We start from the raw sequence: 20255 nt of genomic DNA, 5'->3' as shown, positions 1-20255 counted from the left end.
TGCGCCGCCCCGTCCGTCGACGACCGCGGTCGACTCCCTCGTCGACTTCCGGCCGAACGCGCTTCTCTCGTCCCGCGGTGGCCCTCCTGCCGTTCGTCCCCGTTCCCCCACCATACGCCTCTCCCCACCACCGAGTTTATAATAAATATTGGTGTAGTTTCCGCCCGCTACTCGTACGAACCGAGACTGCACTGCCCGGCCGGCCCGCTGTTGCACTCGTACCCCACCTTCGCCTTCGGGGTCATCTGGACGAGTTCGAAGAACGTCCCGGCCTCCTGTTCGGACTTCGGCAGTCCCTTGACGACCGGCACCGCGCGCTGGGCCTGGTGGTCGCACTTGCGCATCAGTTCCTGGTCCATGCCCAGGTTGCCGTACTGGTGGCCTTCCAGTTGCCTGATGACCTCGGGCGGATAGAACGTGCCGGCGCGCTCGACGGCGGCGGCGTACTGCAGCGTCTGGGAGTACGCCAGCTGGGCCGGCCCGGACGGCGTCCGGCCGTCGTACTCGTCGCCGAACGCCTCGGTGAACGAGTTCGACGGCTCGTTGTCGATCTGGGAGTCCCACGCGACGGTGCCGTAGATGTTCTCGATGGCGCCGCCGGCCGCCTGTGCCATCGGGCGGTTGTACAGCGGCATCACGATCTCCATGTCCTGGTCGATCCCCATGTTCCGGGCCTGCGTGAGCGAGTTCGCGCCGTCGAGCCCGTAGTGGTTCAGGAAGAGGACGTCGGCGTTCGAGTTCGCGGCCTTCGAGAGGTACGACGAGTAGTCCTTCGTCCCCAGCGGCGTCGCCACGCTGGCGACCTGCGACCAGCCCTGTTCCTTGAAGAACTTGTTCATCGACGCCTGCTGGGTCTGCCCCCAGGTGTAGTCGGCGTACAGCTGGTAGAAATTCTTGTTCTTGCCGTACTCCTCGGAGACGACGGGCGCGAGCGCCTGGCCGGTCATGTAGGCGTTGAACATCTCCCGGAAGCCGTACCGGGCACAGCTCTTGCCGGTCGTGTCGTTGGAGTGGGTCAGGCAGGCCATGAACAGGACCTTCTCCCGCTGGCAGAGCTCCTGGACGGCGATGGCCACCGCGCTCGACGACCCGCCGGTCACCATGATCGCCTTGTCGCGGCTGACCATCCGCTGGGCGGACTTGCGCGCCTGGTCTGCGTCGGTCGCCGTGTCGCCGGTGACGTAGTCGAGCTGTTTGTCGAGCACGCCGTTCCCGGAGAGGTCGCTCCAGTCGTCCACCCAGCCGCCGCCGTTGTTGAGGTGCTTCACCGCCAGCTCGTAGGCGCGTAACTCGTCTTTGCCCTCCGACGAGTACGGCCCCGACTGCGGGACGTTGAATCCCAGCGTCGCCGTGTTCCCCTGTATCGGATAGTTACCGAGCGGCGGATAGTCGTCCTGTGCACCTGCGGTTCCCGTCAACCCCGCGATTCCCGTGGCACTCGCCGCGCCGGCCATCTTCACGACGTCCCTGCGCGTCGGGTTCTGTTTCTCGTGTGCCATGCAACCACACGCTACAACCTCACTATTAATCGTGTTGGATTCTTCGCCGCACCGATATGTAAAAAGTCAGGGGGTAGAGCGGTTGTCGGAGCAATGGCGGCCGTTTCTGGTAATGGTAACGTCGCCGACGAAAACGGAATCGGCGGTGTCGAGACCTTCCGTCTCCGGTCGGGTCGCTTATCCCTGACCGACCATCCGGTCTTCGTCCTCCCACTCCCGCTCGCGGAGCTCGTACTTCTGGATCTTGCCGGTCGCAGTGGTCGGGAGTTCGTCGACGAACTCGATGCGGCGCGGGACCTTGTACTTCGCCAGGTGCTCGCGGGCGAACTCGACGAGCGCGTCCGACTCGACGCCCGGGTCGTCGGCGTCGCCGCTCGCAGGGACGACGAACGCCTTCGGCGTCTCGCCCCACTCGTCGCTGGGCGCGGGGATGACGGCCACGTCGCTCACCTCGTCGTGTTCGAAGAGGGTGTCCTCCAGCTCGATGCTGGAGATGTTCTCGCCGCCGGAGATGATGATGTCCTTCTTGCGGTCCTGGATGGAGACCATCCCGTGCTCGTCGACCACCGCGAGGTCGCCCGTGTGGAACCAGCCCTCGCGCCGGTCGTCGAACGCCTCCTCGGTCGCCTCGGGCTTCTCCCAGTAGCCCTCCATGATCTGGTTGCCGCGGACGACGATCTCGCCGATGGTCGCGTCGTCGCGCGGGACCGCCTCGCCGTCGTCGTCGACGACCTCGACCTCGGTGCCGAGGACGCCCATCCCCTGGCGCTTCTTGAGCTTGAACCGGCTGTCGTCGTCCTCGTCCATCAGCCGACGGGCGTCCGACATCGTGATGAGCGGCCCCGTCTCGGTCGCGCCGTAGAGGTGCTTGAGGTACCAGCCGAACTCGTCCTCGACGGTGCGGATGGTCGCCTCGGGCGGGGCGCTGCCGGCGGTCGTGACCCGGACGTCGTTGTCGCCGGTCATCGCGGGCCGGTCGTTCTCCTCGTAGTAGTCGATGAGCATGTTGAGCACGGTCGGCGCGCTACAGAGGATCGAGACGTCCTCGGACTGGACGGTCTCGACGATCTCGCCGGCGTCGACCCCGCGCGTGCAGACGTGCTTCGCGCCGATGCCCGTCACGGCGTAGATGTGTCCCCAGCCGTTGACGTGGAACATCGGCAGCGTCCAGAGGTAGACGTCGTCGTCGCGCAGTTCCTGGTGGATGGCGACGAGGTAGGCGTGGATCGTCTCGGTGCGGTGGGTCCGCATCACGCCCTTCGGGTCGCCCGTCGTCCCGGAGGTGTAGTTGATGGTGATGATCTCGTCCTCGCTCATCTCCGGGCGGTCGTACGCCGGTTCGACGTCGTCGATGACCGTCTCGAAGTCCTCCCAGTCGCCCTCGGTCCTGTCGGCGTCGTTGCTGATGAACGTCTCCGTCGGCACCTCGTCGCGGATGGCCTCGATGTTGTGGGCGTACTCGTAGTCGGCGACGATGGCGTCGACGCCGGCGTCGTTCAGGATGTACTCGAAGTCGTCGGGGGTCAGCCGGTAGTTGAGCGGCGTGTGGACCGCCCCGAGCTGCATCGTCGCGTAGGCCGTCTCGAGCTGGTAGTGGGTGTTCGGGTCAAGGACGGCCACCCGGTCGCCCTTCTCGATGCCGCGCGCCTGGAGGGCCGCCGACAGTCGGTCGACCCGGTCGCCGAGTTCGTCGTAGGTGTACCGTTCGCCCGTGGTGGCGACGACCGCCTCCTGGTCCCCGTAGTGGTCGCGTGCCCGGTCCAGGAAGTCCGTGACGAGCAGGGATTTGTACATGCGTCGAAACACAATCTTCGTTCGTGAATACGTTGTGCTTAGGGCAAGATTCCGGGGACGGCGTCGACGTTAACTCGGAATCGGAACAGTCGGCCGGTAAAGGGCTCGCGTCGTCGCTGCGACGGTACGGTCGACCTACGACGGGGACGCGCCGGTCGTTCCGATATCCCGGGCCTGACGGTCGATGCCACCGCCACGGATAGCCCGCGGCGAAAGAAAGCGGATTCGCTGGACGTCGCTACGCCGTCAGTCGTCGCTCACCTTCGCCTGGATGTCCTCGACCACGTCGGGGTTGCGCAGCGTGGATGTGTCGCCCAGTTCCTCCTCGTTGGCGATGTCCTCGAGGAGGCGGCGCATGATCTTCCCGGAGCGCGTCTTCGGCAGTTCCGGCGTGAAGACCACTTCTTCGGGGCGGGCGATGGGACCGATGGCCTCCTCGACGGCCGCGACGATCTCCTCCTCGAACGCCGCGTCGCCTTCCTGGCCTTCCTCGGTGATGACGTAGGCGTAGACCGCCTCGCCCTTCACGGGGTGCTGGCCGCCGACGACGGCGGCCTCAGCGACGCCGTTGACGCCGACGATGGCGGACTCGATCTCCATCGTGCCGAGACGGTGGCCGGAGACGTTGAGCACGTCGTCGACGCGGCCCAGCACCGTGATGTAGCCGTCCTCGTCGATCTTCGCGCCGTCCTCCGGGAAGTACACCCACTCGTCGGCGTCCGGGTCGGAGTACTCCGACCAGTACTCGCTGACGTAGCGGTCGTCGTTCTTGTACACCGTCCGGAGCATCCCCGGCCACGGCTTGTCGACGGTGAGGTAGCCCGCGCGTCCCGCGTCGACCTCCTCGCCCGCCGTATCGACGACCCGCGCGTCGATGCCCGGCAGCGGTGGGCCGGCGCTCCCGGGCTTCATCGTGTTGATGCCAGGCAGGGTGGTGACCATCATCCCACCCGTTTCGGTCTGCCACCACGTGTCGACGACCGGACACTCCTCGTTGCCGACGTGCTTGTAGTACCACTTCCAGGCGCGCGGGTTGATGGGTTCACCCACGGTACCGAGCAGGCGCAGACTGGTGAGGTCGTGCTTCTCGGGATGCTCGGTCCCCCACTTCATGAACGCGCGGATGGCCGTCGGCGCGGTGTAGAAGATGTCCACCTCGTACTCCTCGACGATGTCCCAGAGGCGGTCCTTCTCGGGATAGTCCGGCGTCCCCTCGTACATCACGCTGGTCGTGCCGAGCGCGAGCGGGCCGTAGACGATGTAGGAGTGGCCCGTGATCCAGCCGATGTCGGCCGAGCACCAGTAGGTGTCGTCGGGTTCGATGTCCAGCACCGCGTGACTGGTCCACGATACGTACGAGAGGTAGCCGCCGGTGGTGTGCTTGACGCCCTTCGGCTTCCCGGTGGTGCCGGAGGTGTACATGAGAAAGAGCATGTCCTCGGCGTCCCGCGACACTGGCTCGACCGCCGCACCCTCGTGGTCGGCGACGAGGTCGTCGAAGTCGCGCTCGCCGTCGTCCATCGGGTGGTCGTACTCGTCGCCGAGCCGGTCCGCGACGACGACCTCCTCGACCTCGTGGTCGACCTGCGAGAGCCCCTCGTCGGCCTTCTCCTTGTGATGCAGCGGGTCACCGCGGCGGTAGTAGCCGTCGCAGGTGATCAGGTACTCCGAGGCGGCGCTCTCCATCCTCGTCGCCAGGGCGTCGGCGGAGAAGCCGGCGAACACCACCGAGTGGGGCGCGCCGATGCGGGCACACGCCAGCATCGCGATGGGCAACTCGGGGATCATCGGCATGTACATCGTGACGACGTCGTTCTCCTCCACGCCGAGGTCGCGGAGCGCGGCCGCGAACTCGTTGACCTCGCGGTGGAGTTCCTCGTACGTGTACGTGCGCGTGTCGCCGAGTTCGCCGATCCAGTCGATGGCCACCTCGTCGCCGCGCTCGTCGAGGTGGCGGTCGAGGCAGTTCGCCGAGGCGTTCAGCGATCCGCCGGTGAACCACTCGTAGAACGGCGCGTCGCCGTCGTCCAGTACCGTGTCGTACTCCTCGTCCCAGTCGAGCAGGTCGGCTGCCCGCTCCCAGCACTCCGGCCAGTTCTCGTCGAACTCCTCGTAGATGCCCTCGTCGGTCACGTTCGCCTGCTCGACGAACGATTCCGGAGGGTCGAAGCTCTCCGCCTCTTCGAGACGCGCTTCGAGCTCCACGGTATCGTCTGACATATCCGTGCTAGAGTGCAGTTACCAAAGGCATAAAGATTCCCCTACCCCATATCCGTCGTTCTCCGTCGTCGGCCGCTCGGACCACGGTAAACGACCGATTCGGAAACGCCGCAGGTGGCCAACGGCGTTACCGTGGCGTTTACTCGACGCGCGTCCCCGCCGTAACCAGCGCCGGTGCTCCAGGCGTTCGGACGGTCGTCACTACCGGTGAGCAACCGTCGAAAAAGTCGTTCGCGAACCGGCGACGGTTACAGCGTCACCGCGGTTTCGTCCGAGAGGTCCTCTGGGACGTTCGCGCGGTAGTACGTCACCGTTCCGTACTGGGTGGTGACCTTCAGTTCGACGCTCTCGCCCTCCTCCAGCGCGCCGCCGACCGCGGAGGCGTCCATCGCGATCATGAACCGGTCGTCGTGCTCGTTGAGAACCGGCGCTGAGCCGTCCTCGTCCTTGATGGGTTCGACGACGAACGTGTCTTCCGTCATGCTGTCGCCGACCGTGAGCGTCGTGGCCGCGTTGGGGCCGACCCACTCGACGGTGGCCATCGAGAGGTTGATGTCGTCGGCGCCGGGGGCGCGCATCACGGTAAGATTGACCGTCTCGACGGTGCCGTCCGAGACGCTCCCGAAGCCAGAGACTATCTGCACGCGGGAGGAGTCCGTCGTCTCCTCCTCCGTTTCTGTCTCTTCGATGGCCGTGCTCACCCAGTCGGGTTGCTCGACCGTGACGTCGCCCGTCTTCTTCACGTGGTACTCGTAGTTCGTCTGCGACTCGGTCCCGTCGCGCTCCTGTGCGATGGTCAGCGTGAGGCGGTGGACGACGCCCTGCTGGTCGACGAGTAGCGTTCCGGAGGCGTTCGTCACCGTGTCTGCATCGATCAACTCGGGCTCCGGCGCGATTCCGTCGAGTTCGTATTCGACGAACGGCTGGCCGTCAGCCGACACGACGCTCGGGTCCGTCCAGTTGCCCATCGGCAGGATCGACTCGGCGGCCATGACGACGTTGTTGTCAGCCACGTCGTCGCTGGTCCGGCGCGTGTTCACGTCCCACGACGGGTCGTCCGTGCCCCGCTTCGTGTAGGTCGCAGTGTCGTTCGCGTACGCGAACTCGCCGCGTTCATCGCCGTTGCTCTTCCTGGCGGTTCGCTGGTACATCTCGCCCGTCTCGGCGTCTCGCCGGACGACGTACGTGCTGGTCCCCGACTCGCTCTCGGCGGAGTAGGACGCGGTGACCTCGACCTCGTACCCCGTGTCGGAGAGCCGTTCCACGTGCGTTGCTGCGAGCGCCGACCCGTTCTCGACCCCCTCGTCGGTCGCTCCATCGGGGAACGAGAGGTCGTCGAGCGTCTTCGTCGTCGTGGTCGTTGCGGTCGTCCCGTTCGTCGCGGGCGAGTCGGTGCCCGACGAGTCCCCGGAGGGACCCGACGTACACCCCGCCACCGCGACGAGCGCGACGAGTACGATCGAAATCGCAATCCGTCGTCTCGATTCCATGACGTATCGTCTATCGTATCTATTTATAAAACTGGCTTAACGCCGCCGAGCCGCTCGGTTTTCAGGATACGATAGCGGACACGTGAATGTCGTTCGTCATCGCTGGTGAGCGTCTGTCGCTGCTCGACGGCATCACGAGCGAAGCAACCACACCAGCAGCGAAGAGAAAGAGGGGCCGAAGCGTCAGGCCAGGCCGACCGTCTCCTGGTAGCTGCCGTACCGCTCCTCGAAGACGGCCATGATCTCGCCCATCGTCGCGTAGGTCTTGACCGCGTCGACGATGTAGGGCATGACGTTCTCGTCGTTCTCGACGGCGTCTTCGAGGGCGTCCAATGCCGCCTCGACGGCATCGTCGTCGCGCTCCTCCTTGACCGACTCCAGGCGGTCGAGCTGGCGCTCCTGGACCTCCTCGTCGACCGTGAGGATTTCCGGTTTGGTCTCCTCCTCGATCTCGTACTCGTTGACGCCGACGACGACCTCCTCGCCGTCCTCGACGCGCTCCTGGTACTCGTAGGAGGACTCCTGGATCTCGCGGTGGAAGTAGCCGCGGTCGATGCCCTCGAGGACGCCGTCGCGGACCGAGCCGTCGCCCATCTCCTTTATCTCCTCGATGTACGCCATCGCCTTCTCCTCGACCTCGTCGGTGAGGCTCTCGACGGCGAAGCTGCCGCCGAGGGGGTCGATGATGTCGGCCGCGCCGGACTCCTCGGCGATTATCTGCTGGGTGCGCAGCGCGACGCGAACCGCCTCCTCGCTGGGCAGTGCCAGCGCCTCGTCGAAGCTGTTGGTGTGGAGGCTCTGGGTGCCGCCGAGGACGCCCGCGAGCGCCTGGATGGTCACCCGGACGATGTTGTTCAGCGGCTGCTGGGCGGTCAGACTCTGGCCCGCGGTCTGGGTGTGGAACTTCAGCTGCTTGCTGGCGTCGGCCTCGGCGTCGTACCACTCCTCCATGACGGTCGCGTAGATGCGCCGCGCGGCGCGGAACTTCGCGACCTCCTCGAAGATGGAGTTGTGGGAGTTGAAGAAGAACGAGAGCTGGGGAGCGAACTCGTCGACGTCGAGCCCGCGGTCGATGGCGTCCTCGACGTAGGCGAAGCCGTCGGCGAGGGTGAACGCGAGCTCCTGGACGGCGGTCGAGCCGGCCTCGCGGATGTGGTAGCCCGAGATGGAGATGGGCTTGAACTTCGGCGTCTCCTCGACGGCGAACTCGACGGTGTCGGTGACGACGTCGAGGCTGGGCTCCGGCGGAACGACCCACTCCTTCTGGGCGATGAACTCCTTGAGCATGTCGTTCTGGATGGTGCCCCGTATCTCCTCGCGAGGGACGCCCTGCTGGTCGGCCAGCGCGACGTACATCGCGTAGATGACGGGTGCGCTCGGGTTGATGGTGAAGCTCGTCGACACCTCCCCGAGGTCGATGCCGTCGAACAGTATCTCCATGTCGCGCAGGGTGTCGACGGCGACGCCCTCCTTGCCGACCTCGCCGATGGACATCGGGTCGTCCGAATCGATGCCCATCAGGCTCGGCATGTCGAACGCCGTCGAGAGCCCGGTCTGGCCCTCGTCGATGAGGTAGTGGAACCGCTCGTTGGTCTCCTCCGCAGCGCCGAAGCCGGCGAACTGGCGCATCGTCCAGGACCGACCACGGTACATCGTCGGGTAGACCCCGCGCGTGTACGGCTCCTCGCCGGGGTAACCCAGGTCCTCCTCCAGGTCGAGGTCGGCGACGTCGCTGGGGTCGTAGAGGCGGTCGACTTCCAGGTTCGAGACGGTGGCGAAGCGGTCCTTGCGCTCCCCGAACCGCTCCAGCGTGGGTCCGAGGGTGTCCTCCTCCCACTCCTCCCTGGCTTGCCGTATCTCCTCCAGGTCGTCCTCGTCGTACATGCGCGTACCTTCTTCAGGACAGTGCATTAAGGATTCGGTGAGCGTTGCCGAGCGAAAGGACGTTCGTCGAAAAACGTGACGCCGGCGGTCGGGCCACTGCCGGAGCAGCCATCGACGAACGTCCGCGGGAACCGACCGACGAGCGACCACCGAAGCGTCACACGGCGGCGTCGTCGTACCGGGAGACGTACATCACCAGCACGAGCAGCACGCCGAGGACGAGTCCGATGGTCACCGAGCCGAAGACGGCCAGTCCGAGCGGCGTCGGCTGGATCTTCACGACGCCGAGGAGCATCACCGGTTCGAGCTCCTGGCCGAGCAGGTCTGGCGCGAGCGCGCCGATGATTGCACCGACCGTCCCCGCGAAGGCGACGATGATGGCGTACATCGTGACGACGAGCGCGGAGCCGTCGAGTCGCTGGGGCACGGTCGAACGTTGGACACGCAGAGGATTAGCCTTTTCATTCGACCAAGCCAAGAGGACGTATGACCGAGAAAGAACTGCTCGCGCTCGTCCTCGGCGGCATCACCGTACTCATGTTCGCGATGGGGATCGTCCTGGCGACGACGTAGGCCGCGCGCCGTGCCCGCTTCGCCGCACCCCAGGTACAGTTCGGACCGACGCACGCACCGCGTCTGCACCGACCCACGTCTCGTCCTGCATTCGTCGACGCACGCCACGTAGCCACTGTTGTCTGTGTACTCGGTGCCAACTGGCGGCCACGACGACCTCGTCCGCGCACCGCTGCTGGTCGTATCGGAACCCGAAGAAGGGCGGTTTGGTTACTGTGCGACGTCGACGCTGCTACCTAGTCGTCCGCGGGAGCGTCAGGACCGTCCTGCTCCTCGCCGCCGTCCGTCAGCATCGTCTCCTGCTTCTTCTCGAACCACTCCCACTCCTTCGTGCGGAGGCCGTCCTCCTCGAGGTGCCACGGGTCGGGGTCCTCGACGACGGGACCCTCGAGCCACGACTCGACGACGTTCCAGACGAAGATGAGCTGACCGAGGCCCATGACGAACGCGCCGACGGTGGCGACCTGGTGCCACGTGGCGAACTGCGGGAGGTAGGTCGCGTACCGCCGCGGCATGCCGCCGTAGCCGAGGAACAGCATGGCGAAGAACGTGACGTTCGAGCCGACCATGCTGAGCCAGAAGTGCCAGTGGGCGAGGCGTTTCTGGTACATCTTCCCGGTGAAGATGGGGAACCAGTAGTAGAACGCCGAGAAGCCGGCCATGGCGATGGCGCCCATCACGACGTAGTGGAAGTGCCCGACGACGTAGTAGGTGTCGTGGAGCACGAGGTCGACGGGGATGGAGGCGAGGAACACGCCCGTCACCCCGCCGATGATGAAGTTCTGGACGAACCCGATGCTGAACAGCATCGGCGCGGTCAGCCGGAGCCGACCGTTCCACATCGTGGTGATCCAGTTGAACACCTTCACCGCGCTCGGCACCGCGATGGCCAGCGACACCGCCATGAAGCTCGCGCGGATGCGCGGGTCGATGCCGGTGGCGAACATGTGGTGGGCCCAGACGCCGAAGCTCAGCACGCCGATCGCCAGCGTCGAGTAGACGACGAACTTGAACCCGAACAGCTTCCGTCCGGAGAACCGCGGTAGGACGAGGCTGACGATGCCCATCGGGGGCAGCACCAGCACGTACACTTCGGGGTGGCCGAAGAACCAGAACAGGTGCTGCCAGAGGATGGCACCACCGCCCTCTGCGGCGAAGAACACCGTGTCGAAGTTGCGGTCGGCCAGCAGCATCAGGAGCGCGCTCCCCAGCAGCGGGAACGCGAACAGGATGATGCCCGATTGGGTCAGCAGCGTCCACGAGAAGATGTCGAGGTCCGGCCAGCCGACGTCGTCACCGCGCTCGGTGAAGATGGTGGCGATGAAGTTGATCGCCCCCATCGTCGTACTGATTCCAGAGAGGTGCAGCCCCAGCAGCATGAAGTCGATGCCGGGGTTGGCCTTGGCCGTCGTCAGCGGCGTGTACATCGTCCAACTCGTCTGGGCCGGATCGACGTTGATGCTCGTCATCGCGAGCGGGAAGCCGATCCAGATGAGCACCGCCGACGGCGGGAGCAGCCAGAACGCGATGGCGTTGATGCGCGGGAACGCCATGTCGTCGGCCCCGATCAGCAGCGGGATGAAGTAGTTCCCGAACGCCGCGATGATCGGCGTCCCGAACAGGAACAGCATCGTGATGCCGTGGGTCGTCAGCAGCGCGTTGTAGAACTCCTCGCCGATGACGTCGACGCCGGGGGCGAACAGTTCGGCCCGCATCAGCAGGACCGCGATGCCGCCCCACGCGAACGAGAACAGGGCGAGCGCCCCGTACAGCATCCCGATGTCCTTGTGGTCGACCGTGGTCAACCAGCGGATGATTCCTGAAGGCTTCTCTTCGTGCGCGTGTCCGGAGTGCTCCCCGTACCCGTACCCCCCTCCGCTGAGAGGCGTGTACGACCGCCAGTCCTCGATCCGCGAGAGGAAGGCGGCGACGGCGAGCAGGAGCACTCCCATCACGACCGTGAGAGCAATCTGCCCAGTGTCTGCCATGGACGACCGTGAGAACTACAGGGTAAAGAAAGGTTAGGTTCCGGCTCCGCGCCCTATCTAGATTTTCCGCGCGGCGAGATAGGTTAACAGACCGAGGAGGACGAAGGGCACGACGATGAGCGCCCAGCTCAGGACGTCTATCAGGAGGCTTCCCGACCAGGTGTTCAACGCGATGAACAGCGCCAGGAAGAACACGAGGATACCGAGCGGCACGACGTTCACCGTGATGTCCAGCAGCGTTTCCTTGTCGAAGACGCGTTCTGCCATATTACCGGACCGTTGCCCCGGGCGTAACAAATAGGTTTGTGATTCCGTCCGGAACGCGACAGCGGGGGAGAGCGGTCGTGATTGCAGACGGAATCACCTCCCGCGCAGCCGTCGGAACGGCACCAACTACGCCGCCGTCGGCTGCCACAGCGACCCGGCGATGGCGCCGACGAGCAGGACCGCGCCGCCGACGACGATGGCGGTGCCGCGCAACTGGACCGAGTCTGCCGAGGTCAGCGTCCAGAGAGCGCCACCGACCGCGAACGCCAGGCCGGCGCAGACGACCATCGCCTTCCACGGGTTGTCGATGTACTCCGACTCGCGGAGGATACCGACGATGCTGCCGACGAACATCAACATCCCCCCGACGGCGACGGGAAAGAGGACGTCGGCGAGCACGATTCCCACCTCGAACAGCGCGAGTCCGACCGCGATGAAAAGCGGCCACGGACTGGACTTTCGGTACTGGTCCGAGAGTCCCGGTTGTTCGTCCATGCGTTCCCGTTGGACCTTCACCGGTTTGACGGTTGCGTTGTCGACGTCGCGCCGGCGAGCGTCAGTCGCCCGCGACGGCGTCGCCGGTCGGGTCGGGGTCGATGCTGAACAGCGACGCGAACACCACGGAGGAGACGACGATGAACGCCGACGCGGACCAGAACGCGACCCAGACGGTGGTCGCGTCCCAGACGGCGCCGATGAGCACCGGGCCGCCGACCTGGCCGACCTTCCACGCGATGGAGCGCAGCGAGAGGCTGGAGGCGACGGCGTCGAAGTGCTCCCCCTCCTCGACGAACAGCGCCATGCTCGCGGGGAGTCGGAGGCTGTCGCCGATACCCAGGACGGCGTACGCCGCGAACAGGACGAAGAAGGCACCCGGGAGGTCCATCGACGCCCCGAACGCGCGGACCGTCGTCCCGGGGACGTACTGGTGGGCGATGCCGGCGAAGGGGATGAGTGCAGTCCCCACCGCGTACACGAGCGCGCCCGCGAGGATGAACTGGTACTTGTTGCCGACGCGGTCCGTCCAGTCGCCGACCTTCCCCTGCGTGAGCGACTTCGTCAGCTTCCCGCCGGCCATGATGCCGCCGATGACGAAGGGGTTGATGCCGAACTCGGTGCGAGCGTAGATGGGCAGGAAGATGATGACCGCCATCTTGCCGACGCTGAACGCGACCCGGAAGAACACCAGTGCCCGGACAGCGGTGCGGTCCAGCAGCGTCTGGATGGTCTCCAGACCGCTCGCCTCCTCTGGGTCCGTCCGTCCGCCCGGGTTGTCCCGGAGGAAGAAGAGGACGGCGAAGAACGCGCCGAGGGTGATGGCGCTGAGCACCGCGTACGTCTCCTCGAACCCGTAGAGGAAGAGGAGGAGGCCGCCGAAGACGTCGCCGAACAGGCTGGAGAACGCACCGACCTGGTTGTACGTACCGATCCACAGCCCGCGGGAGCCCTCGTCGGAAATCTCGCCGACGACGGTCGTCCCGGTGAGCCAGAGAACGCTGGCGCTCAGACCCTGGAGCGTCCGGATCAGGATGACGTGCTCGATGCTGTCGACGAAGTTGAACCCGACGAACACGACGACGTTGAGCAGGAGGCCGGCGAGCAGGAACCGCTTCGCGTTGCGCGTGTCGATGTACCGGCCGAGCGGGAGGACGATGAGGAGCTGGACGACCGCGAACGCCGTCCCGAACAGGCCCTCGACGGTCCGGCTGGCGTGGAACATGTCGGCGTACAGCGCCAGCGCGATGAGGATGGTCGAGTACGCCTGGCTCCGGGCGAACGCAGTACCGGCTAAGGCGACGAACTCGCGGTCACCGAACAGGCGGAGCGATCCGCCACCTGACCCTCCCGACACTGTTACGAATCGAAATAGACGATTGGGTTATAAGAAACCCGGCTTTCGTTCACCGGATTGCCGGAAGGCGGTCGACAGGAGGGTCAGTCCTCGAGCGCGTCTGCGATGCGCTGGAGCTGTCGCGTGGCGTCGCGGACCTCGTCGCGGAGCTGTCGGACCTCGCGGACGAGCTCCTCGTTGCCCTCGCTCTCGCCGCCGGGACCGCCACCCATGGCACCACCGGGGCCGCCGCCCATCATGCCGCCCATCATCTGTGCGAACGGGTTGCCGCCACCGCCGCCCATGCCGCCGGGGCCGCCGCCGCCGAGCGCCTCGCGCATGCGCTCTTCGCGGTCCTCGTCCTCGCCCTCCTCCGCGCGCTTCTCGCGGATCTCCTCGACGCGCTCTCGGAAGGACTTCTCTTCCTCGCCGTTGTCCTCGCTCTCGCTGGCTTCGTCTTCAGCCATACCTGCGGGTTCTCCCGCACACCGGAAAAGGGTTGTGACACCGCTACTCGTCCCCGTCTCTATCGTCGGTTCGTGGCACGTCCACGACCGAAACTGCGGCGTCCTCGCCGAGTAACGACCGTTACACTCACGCGGCGTCCGTCCGTTACGCGATAATCCGTCGTGTCGACGGACGAACGAGGGTTGAACGCGCCACTGGCGCGGCTTTCGGGACGCCGTGGGACGCCGACGGTGACCGGCAGTCGACGTCCACCGCGACGACGGAGTGCGCCAGCGACGCCTCGTGTCGGGCCATTCGCTCCGTTGCGTTCGGTGGACGAGACCCTACTTCTCGTCGGCGGCGGCGTAATCGAGACAGCGACCGACCGACGGCGACAGGACGAGCGTGAACGACACGAACGGTGACCGGGCTTAAACTCCGATGGCGGCATTGTGAATCCGACGCGGAGGACGATGTCCGACAGACGACCTGCTCCGGAGAACGCCGACAGCGGCATCCAGTCGACGCTCGCGAGAGCCGTCCTGTTCCCGCTCGCGTACGCGCTCCGCGCGTTCGGCCTGCCGAGACGGTGCGACGAGTCGGTCGCGGAGGGAACGCTGACTATCGAACGCACGCCGGACCGACTGGAGGGGACGCCGTTCCCGTCGCAGGTCGCCGAACTCGCGGACCGCGGCGGCGTTCAGCGGTCGAATCCTGAGGAGACGACGTCTATCCGCTGGTTCTCACTGCTCCGGCTCCTGGGGGACCGTCGCCGTCGACTGGCGCTCCACTACCTCGCACGGCACGACTCGCGGCCGGTGAAGCTCGAGGACCTCGCGCGGTACGTCGCCGCGCGCGAACGCGGCATCGACGTCGGGGAAGTTCCCGAGGACGCGTACGAGGACGCGTTCGTCGAACTGGCGCGCACCCACCTTCCGCTCCTCGCGACGACGGGCGTCGTCGAGTACGAGCGCATCGGGCTCATGGTGGGCCTCGCCGACGTCCCGTGGCCGCTGACCGCGCTGTTGCAGGCCGCGGCGCGGTACGACCCCGGTGGCAGTGCCTGACCGTGGTCGGCGACGGCCGGGCGTCGGCGATAGCCGAGCGCCGTCGACGGTCGTTTCTGTAAGTCTTAAACGCGAGCGGGGGCTTCGTTCAGGTATGACCGAGGAGGAGGCCGCACAGACGTCCGACGACGAGCAGCGCGACGTCGCCGACGAGGCCGGCGTCGACGAGACGGAAGCGACGGTCGAGGAGGACGTCCTCGGCCCGACGAGCACGACGCTCGTCGCGAAGGTCGCCATCGAGGACGAAGGACTCGCAGCGGACATCGAAGAGCACCTCGTGGACATCGAATCCGGCCGCCAGGAGGCCGTGGCGGAGGCCGAGGAGCTCCAGTCGAAGCTCAAGCGCAAGCAGGCCGACTTCCAGAACTACAAGAAGCGGGCGAAGAAGCGCCAGGAGCAGATCGAGGAGCGCGCGACCGAGGACCTGGTCGAGCGCCTGCTCGACGTCCACGAGAACCTCAAGCGCGCCGTCGAAGACGACCACGAGAACGTCGAGAGCCTGCGAGAGGGCGTCGAGCTCACCCTGCGGGAGTTCGACCGCGTCCTCGACGAGGAGAACGTCGACGAGATCGACCCCGAACCCGGGACCGAGGTCGACCCCCAGCGTCACGAGGTGATGATGCGCGTGGACAGCGACCAGCCCGAGGACACCATCGCGGACGTCTACCGCGCCGGCTACGAGATGGGTGACAAGGTACTGCAGTCGGCCCAGATCACCGTCAGCGACGGCGGCGAGGGCGAAGAGTAGGACGCAGCGTCGGGGGAGCGCCCGACGAATCGGGGCGGGGAGCGAAGTTTCGGACCGGGTCGTCCAGTCGATGGACGAGGAAGAGCGTGAGCAGCAGGACGACCTGGATTCCAGTGGTCAGGAGCGCGTCCTGCGTGCTCGCGTTGTCGTCCGGCGTGAAGATGATTCTCTGCCGGACGACGGCGATGATGCCGGCGTGGACCACCGCCGTGACGACGCTGTCCAGCGGGTCGGTGAACGCCGTGATGCCCACGCTCCCCCTGCCGCGACTTCGTTCCAGGCGACTCGACTGCCGGATAGAGTTCCGGTTCGTCATAAAGGTTCCCGGATGGGGACGAGTCACGAACGCAAAACCGCAAGCAGGCGACGCGATGGTTCTCAGCTCGACCTCGCGGCATCTAGTAACCTTTAACCGGCGCAAACGGGTAGTTTGGACCAACGATGGCGAGCAACAAGATACTGGGTATCGACCTCGGTACCACGAACAGCGCGTTCGCGGTGATGGAAGGTGGAGACCCCGAGATCATCGTCAACGGTGAGGGAGAGCGCACCACGCCGTCGGTCGTCTCCTTCTCCGACGACGGCGAGCGACTCGTTGGCAAGCCCGCCAAGAACCAGGCGGTCCAGAACCCCGACGACACGATCCAGTCCATCAAGCGCCACATGGGCGAGGACGACTACACCGTCGAGGTCGACGGTGAGGAGTACACGCCAGAGCAGATCTCGGCGATGATCCTCCAGAAGATCAAACGCGACGCCGAGGAGTACCTCGGCGACGAGGTCGAGAAGGCGGTCATCACGGTCCCCGCGTACTTCAACGACCGCCAGCGCCAGGCCACGAAGGACGCCGGCGAGATCGCCGGCTTCGAGGTCGAGCGCATCGTCAACGAGCCGACGGCCGCGTCGATGGCGTACGGCCTCGACGACGAGTCCGACCAGACCGTGCTCGTCTACGACCTCGGCGGCGGCACCTTCGACGTCTCGGTGCTGGACCTCGGCGGCGGCGTCTACGAGGTCGTCGCGACGAACGGTGACAACGACCTCGGCGGCGACGACTGGGACCACGCAATCATCGACTACCTCGCCGAGGAGTTCGAGAGCCAGCACGGCATCGACCTCCGCGAGGACCGCCAGGCGCTCCAGCGCCTCACCGAGGCCGCCGAGGAGGCGAAGATCGAACTCTCCTCGCGCAAGGAGACCGACATCAACCTGCCGTTCATCACGGCCACCGACGACGGACCGGTCCACCTCGAGGAGAGCCTCACCCGGGCGAAGTTCGAGAGCCTGACCGAGGACCTCATCGAGCGCACGGTCGACCCGACGGAGCAGGCGCTCTCGGACGCCGGCTACGACGAGGGCGACATCGACGAGGTCATCCTCGTCGGCGGGTCGACCCGCATGCCCCAGGTCCAGGAGAAGGTCGAGGAGATGACCGGGCAGGAGCCGAAGAAGAACGTCAACCCCGACGAGGCGGTCGCGCTCGGCGCGGCCATCCAGGGCGGCGTCCTCTCCGGCGACGTCGACGACATCGTCCTGCTCGACGTCACCCCACTCTCGCTCGGTATCGAGGTCAAGGGCGGCCTCTTCGAGCGCCTCATCGACAAGAACACCACCATCCCGACCGAGGAGTCGAAGGTGTTCACCACGGCCGCCGACAACCAGACCTCCGTGCAGGTCCGCGTCTTCCAGGGCGAGCGCGAGATCGCCAACGAGAACGAACTGCTCGGCGAGTTCCACCTCACCGGCATCCCGCCGGCCCCGGCCGGGACGCCCCAGATCGAGGTGGCGTTCAACATCGACGAGAACGGCATCGTCAACGTCTCCGCGGAGGACCAGGGCTCCGGCAACAGCGAGGAGATCACCATCGAGGGCGGTGCCGGCCTCTCCGACGATGAGATCGAGCAGATGCAGGAGGAGGCCGAGAAGCACGCCGAGGAAGACGAGGAGCGCCGCGAGCGCATCGAGGCGCGCAACGCGGCCGAGAGCTCCATCCAGCGCGCCGAGAAGCTCCTCGACGAGAACGAGGAGAACATCGACGACGACCTCGAAGCCGACATCCGCGAGGAGATCGAGGTCGTCGAGGAGACCCTCGAGGACGACGACGCGACGAAGGAGGACCTCGAGGACGCCACCGAGAGCCTGAGCGAACAGCTCCAGGAGATCGGCAAGCAGATGTACCAGGAGCAGGCCCAGGCCGGCGCCGGCGGTGCCGGTGCGGCCGGCGCAGGCCCCGGCGGCATGGGCGGCGGTCCTGGCGGCATGGGCGGCGGCCCCGGCGCGGGCGCTGCCGGCGACCAGCAGGGCGGCGAGGAGTACGTCGACGCCGACTTCGAGGACGTGGACGAGGACGACGAGGAGTAACTCCCCCGCGCCGACCTACCGAATCGCTTCCGTTCGCCACCGACTCGCCAACGGACCCTTCAAGTAACTCCGACTTTTATCGAGGCATAACGAATGAGCGAGGACTTCTACGACGTGCTCGGCGTCGGCCGCGACGCCAGCGAGGACGAGATCCAGCAGGCGTACCGGGAGAAGGCGACGCAGTACCACCCGGACGTCAGCGACGATCCGAACGCCGAGGAGAAGTTCAAGAAGGTGAAGAAGGCGAAGGAGGTACTGACCGACGACGAGAAGCGCCAGGCGTACGACCAGATGGGCCACGAGCGGTTCGAGCAGGCCGAGAAGCGCGGCGGCTTCGACGGCGACGGCCGCGGCGGTGCCGGCGGCATGGGCGGCGGCCCCTTCGGCGGCGGTATGGGCGGCGGCGCCGGCGGCATGGGCGACATCTTCGAGCAGTTCTTCGGCGGCGGCGGCCGCAACGACAACCGCCCGCGCCAGGGCGCCGACCTGCGGACGACCCTGACCGTCGACCTCGAAGAGGCGTACCACGGTGCCGAGAAGCAGGTGACCGTCACCCGCCCCGAGCGCTGCGACACCTGCGACGGCGAGGGACACCCGCCGGGCACCGACTCGCGCACCTGTCCGGAGTGCAACGGGCAGGGGCAGGTGACCCAGGTCCAGCAGACGCCACTCGGTCGCGTCCAGCAGTCCCGGACCTGCCCGCGCTGTGAGGGCCAGGGCGAACTGTACGAGGAGACCTGCGACGACTGCGGCGGCGACGGCGTCGTCCGGCGCGAGGCGACGCTCAGCGTCGAGATTCCGGCCGGCATCGCCGACGGCCAGACGCTACAGATGGAGGGCGAGGGCGCCCCCGGCGAGAACGGCGGCCCGAACGGCAACATGCTCATCGAGGTGTCGGTGCGCGAGCACCCCGACTTCGAGCGCGAGGGCGACGACCTCCACATCCACAAGGCCGTCTCGTTCCCGCAGGCCGTCTTCGGCGACACCGTCGAGGTGCCGACGATGGACAGGTCGGTCGAGATGGACGTCCCCGACGGCACCCAGAGCGGCGAGACGTTCCGCCTCCAGGGCAAGGGGATGCCGCGCCTCCGCCGCCGTGGCAACGGCGACCTCTACGTCCACGTCCAGGTCGTCACGCCCGAGTCGCTGAACGACGAGCAGCGCGAGGCCCTGAAGCAGTTCGCCGAGGCCGGCGGCGAGGAGGTCGACGTCGAACAGGGCTTCTTCGAGCGCATCAAGAGCAGCCTCTGAGTCCGCGGACGGTCCTTTCCCCTCCGCCGGTTCCGTCGTTGCGTCTCCCGACACTGCTTTCGCCTCCTTCTTCGTCGTCGTTGCTCCCGTCCTCTCTCCCCCATCATCGGACGACCGGTTCGGACGGCGGGTATCGAAACGAAGCCAGCGGCGGCGTCAGTTCCCGCGTCGACGCAGCAGGTAAACGAACGCACCGAGGCTCCCGAGCGCGCCGAGGACGGCGAACCCCGGCTGACCGTCGTCGTTGTCGGTGTCGGGCACCACGGTGGTCGTCGCGGTAGGCCGACTCGTGGTGGCCGTGCCGTCCCCCGGCGACGTCGTCGCGGTCGACGTCGTTTTCGTCCCGGTGGTCGCGCTGGTCGTCGGGCTGGTCGTCGCGTTCGTCGTTCCGCCCGTGGTCGCGTTGGCCGTCCCGGTCGTCGTCGGCCGGTGGACGACGACGTCCCCGCGCATCTGGTCGGGGGAGAGCTGGGAGAAGTAGGTCGTCATCTCCGCTTTCGCCGTGAACTCCACGGTCTGGACGGCGCCGCGTTCCTCGACGACCTTCGTCTCCTTCAGGACGTCGCCCTGGCCGTCGGCGATCGCGAAGGTGTGTTTCTCGCCGTCGAGGTTCGTCCACGAGACGACGTACTCCTTGCCGGCCGTGAGATGTAACGTGGGGTTCGTCTCGTCGGCGATGGACTCGGGCGACTGGCCCTGCCATCCCGACACGCTGGCCCCGAGTTCGAACGTCGTCTCCTGGGCGGTCGCGAGGCCGAGGGACGCAGACGCGGACGCGGTCGTTGCAACTGTGAGAAGGAGTCGACGGCGGGAGAGGCGGGTCATGTGGCTCGGG

The 20255-nt window shown here is 66.5% G+C and carries 17 protein-coding genes; 4 read left to right on the top strand and 13 right to left on the bottom strand.

Features of this window, described 5'->3' with window-relative positions:
* Positions 1 to 167 precede the first annotated feature (167 nt).
* The 11 genes from NKT36_RS14345 to NKT36_RS14295 form a co-directional block, all read right to left on the bottom strand.
* The gene (locus NKT36_RS14345) at positions 168 to 1499 is read right to left on the bottom strand and encodes a substrate-binding protein (protein WP_327051740.1); all 1332 of its coding nucleotides are present in this window, start codon (positions 1497 to 1499) and stop codon (positions 168 to 170) included.
* 177 nt (positions 1500 to 1676) lie between these two features.
* Entirely contained in the window at positions 1677 to 3293 is a 1617-nt protein-coding gene (locus NKT36_RS14340; protein WP_327051739.1) for a long-chain-fatty-acid--CoA ligase, read from the bottom strand.
* A gap of 246 nt (positions 3294 to 3539) precedes the next feature.
* Entirely contained in the window at positions 3540 to 5513 is a 1974-nt protein-coding gene (gene acs, locus NKT36_RS14335) for an acetate--CoA ligase (RefSeq protein ID WP_327051738.1), read from the bottom strand.
* Between the two features lie 248 nt (positions 5514 to 5761).
* Complete coding sequence (locus NKT36_RS14330) at positions 5762 to 7003, bottom strand: DUF7537 family lipoprotein (RefSeq protein WP_327051737.1); 1242 nt, start codon at positions 7001 to 7003, stop codon at positions 5762 to 5764.
* A gap of 183 nt (positions 7004 to 7186) precedes the next feature.
* Positions 7187 to 8887: an acyl-CoA mutase large subunit family protein gene (locus NKT36_RS14325; protein ID WP_327051736.1), complete on the bottom strand. Its 1701-nt coding sequence runs from the start codon at positions 8885 to 8887 to the stop codon at positions 7187 to 7189.
* Between the two features lie 157 nt (positions 8888 to 9044).
* Positions 9045 to 9314 carry a DUF7520 family protein gene (locus NKT36_RS14320; protein WP_327051735.1) on the bottom strand — a complete coding sequence of 90 codons (270 nt, stop codon included), beginning with the start codon at positions 9312 to 9314 and terminating at the stop codon, positions 9045 to 9047.
* A gap of 382 nt (positions 9315 to 9696) precedes the next feature.
* A complete protein-coding gene (gene ctaD, locus NKT36_RS14315) occupies positions 9697 to 11448 on the bottom strand; it encodes a cytochrome c oxidase subunit I (RefSeq protein ID WP_327051734.1) in 1752 nt (583 codons plus the stop codon).
* A 57-nt stretch (positions 11449 to 11505) separates the two neighbouring features.
* The gene (locus NKT36_RS14310; RefSeq protein WP_327051733.1) at positions 11506 to 11715 is read right to left on the bottom strand and encodes a DUF6684 family protein; all 210 of its coding nucleotides are present in this window, start codon (positions 11713 to 11715) and stop codon (positions 11506 to 11508) included.
* A 126-nt stretch (positions 11716 to 11841) separates the two neighbouring features.
* Positions 11842 to 12210, bottom strand: coding sequence for a DUF7541 family protein (locus NKT36_RS14305; protein WP_327051732.1), 369 nt, complete (start codon positions 12208 to 12210; stop codon positions 11842 to 11844).
* Between the two features lie 61 nt (positions 12211 to 12271).
* Entirely contained in the window at positions 12272 to 13567 is a 1296-nt protein-coding gene (locus NKT36_RS14300) for an MFS transporter (protein ID WP_327051731.1), read from the bottom strand.
* A gap of 83 nt (positions 13568 to 13650) precedes the next feature.
* A complete protein-coding gene (locus NKT36_RS14295) occupies positions 13651 to 14013 on the bottom strand; it encodes a hypothetical protein (RefSeq protein WP_327051730.1) in 363 nt (120 codons plus the stop codon).
* A gap of 453 nt (positions 14014 to 14466) precedes the next feature.
* Between NKT36_RS14295 and NKT36_RS14290 the strand changes: the two genes are divergently transcribed.
* Positions 14467 to 15060: a DUF7344 domain-containing protein gene (locus tag NKT36_RS14290; protein ID WP_327051729.1), complete on the top strand. Its 594-nt coding sequence runs from the start codon at positions 14467 to 14469 to the stop codon at positions 15058 to 15060.
* A 94-nt stretch (positions 15061 to 15154) separates the two neighbouring features.
* On the top strand, positions 15155 to 15808 hold the full coding sequence (locus NKT36_RS14285; RefSeq protein ID WP_327051728.1) for a nucleotide exchange factor GrpE: 654 nt from the start codon (positions 15155 to 15157) through the stop codon (positions 15806 to 15808).
* Here the strand turns inward: NKT36_RS14285 and NKT36_RS14280 are convergent.
* The gene (locus tag NKT36_RS14280; RefSeq protein WP_327051727.1) at positions 15780 to 16124 is read right to left on the bottom strand and encodes a hypothetical protein; all 345 of its coding nucleotides are present in this window, start codon (positions 16122 to 16124) and stop codon (positions 15780 to 15782) included. The two genes, NKT36_RS14285 and NKT36_RS14280, sit on opposite strands and share 29 nt — an antisense overlap.
* Positions 16125 to 16249: 125 nt before the next feature.
* On the opposite strand from NKT36_RS14280, the gene dnaK reads away from it, so the two are divergent.
* Entirely contained in the window at positions 16250 to 18169 is a 1920-nt protein-coding gene (gene dnaK / locus NKT36_RS14275; RefSeq protein ID WP_327051726.1) for a molecular chaperone DnaK, read from the top strand.
* A gap of 93 nt (positions 18170 to 18262) precedes the next feature.
* Positions 18263 to 19420 carry a molecular chaperone DnaJ gene (dnaJ, locus tag NKT36_RS14270; RefSeq protein WP_327051725.1) on the top strand — a complete coding sequence of 386 codons (1158 nt, stop codon included), beginning with the start codon at positions 18263 to 18265 and terminating at the stop codon, positions 19418 to 19420.
* A 156-nt stretch (positions 19421 to 19576) separates the two neighbouring features.
* On the opposite strand, the gene NKT36_RS14265 is transcribed toward dnaJ, so the two are convergent.
* Entirely contained in the window at positions 19577 to 20245 is a 669-nt protein-coding gene (locus NKT36_RS14265) for an LPXTG cell wall anchor domain-containing protein (RefSeq protein ID WP_327051724.1), read from the bottom strand.
* Positions 20246 to 20255: the final 10 nt, after the last annotated feature.

It is taken from the genome of Halomicrococcus gelatinilyticus, assembly GCA_024227995.1.
In the GTDB taxonomy this organism is placed as follows: Archaea; Halobacteriota; Halobacteria; order Halobacteriales; family Haladaptataceae; genus Halomicrococcus; species Halomicrococcus gelatinilyticus.
The sequence above is the reverse complement of the archived record's forward strand: the minus strand, read 5'-3'. Positions and strand labels throughout refer to the sequence as shown.

Coding starts and splice junctions, on each gene's coding strand:
- NKT36_RS14345 (WP_327051740.1), bottom strand. CDS start 1,499: ATGGCACACGAGAAACAGAACCCGACGCGCAGGGACGTCGTGAAGATG.
- NKT36_RS14340 (WP_327051739.1), bottom strand. CDS start 3,293: ATGTACAAATCCCTGCTCGTCACGGACTTCCTGGACCGGGCACGCGAC.
- acs (WP_327051738.1), bottom strand. CDS start 5,513: ATGTCAGACGATACCGTGGAGCTCGAAGCGCGTCTCGAAGAGGCGGAG.
- NKT36_RS14330 (WP_327051737.1), bottom strand. CDS start 7,003: ATGGAATCGAGACGACGGATTGCGATTTCGATCGTACTCGTCGCGCTC.
- NKT36_RS14325 (WP_327051736.1), bottom strand. CDS start 8,887: ATGTACGACGAGGACGACCTGGAGGAGATACGGCAAGCCAGGGAGGAG.
- ctaD (WP_327051734.1), bottom strand. CDS start 11,448: ATGGCAGACACTGGGCAGATTGCTCTCACGGTCGTGATGGGAGTGCTC.
- NKT36_RS14310 (WP_327051733.1), bottom strand. CDS start 11,715: ATGGCAGAACGCGTCTTCGACAAGGAAACGCTGCTGGACATCACGGTG.
- NKT36_RS14305 (WP_327051732.1), bottom strand. CDS start 12,210: ATGGACGAACAACCGGGACTCTCGGACCAGTACCGAAAGTCCAGTCCG.
- NKT36_RS14295 (WP_327051730.1), bottom strand. CDS start 14,013: ATGGCTGAAGACGAAGCCAGCGAGAGCGAGGACAACGGCGAGGAAGAG.
- NKT36_RS14290 (WP_327051729.1), top strand. CDS start 14,467: ATGTCCGACAGACGACCTGCTCCGGAGAACGCCGACAGCGGCATCCAG.
- NKT36_RS14285 (WP_327051728.1), top strand. CDS start 15,155: ATGACCGAGGAGGAGGCCGCACAGACGTCCGACGACGAGCAGCGCGAC.
- NKT36_RS14280 (WP_327051727.1), bottom strand. CDS start 16,124: ATGACGAACCGGAACTCTATCCGGCAGTCGAGTCGCCTGGAACGAAGT.
- dnaK (WP_327051726.1), top strand. CDS start 16,250: ATGGCGAGCAACAAGATACTGGGTATCGACCTCGGTACCACGAACAGC.
- dnaJ (WP_327051725.1), top strand. CDS start 18,263: ATGAGCGAGGACTTCTACGACGTGCTCGGCGTCGGCCGCGACGCCAGC.
- NKT36_RS14265 (WP_327051724.1), bottom strand. CDS start 20,245: ATGACCCGCCTCTCCCGCCGTCGACTCCTTCTCACAGTTGCAACGACC.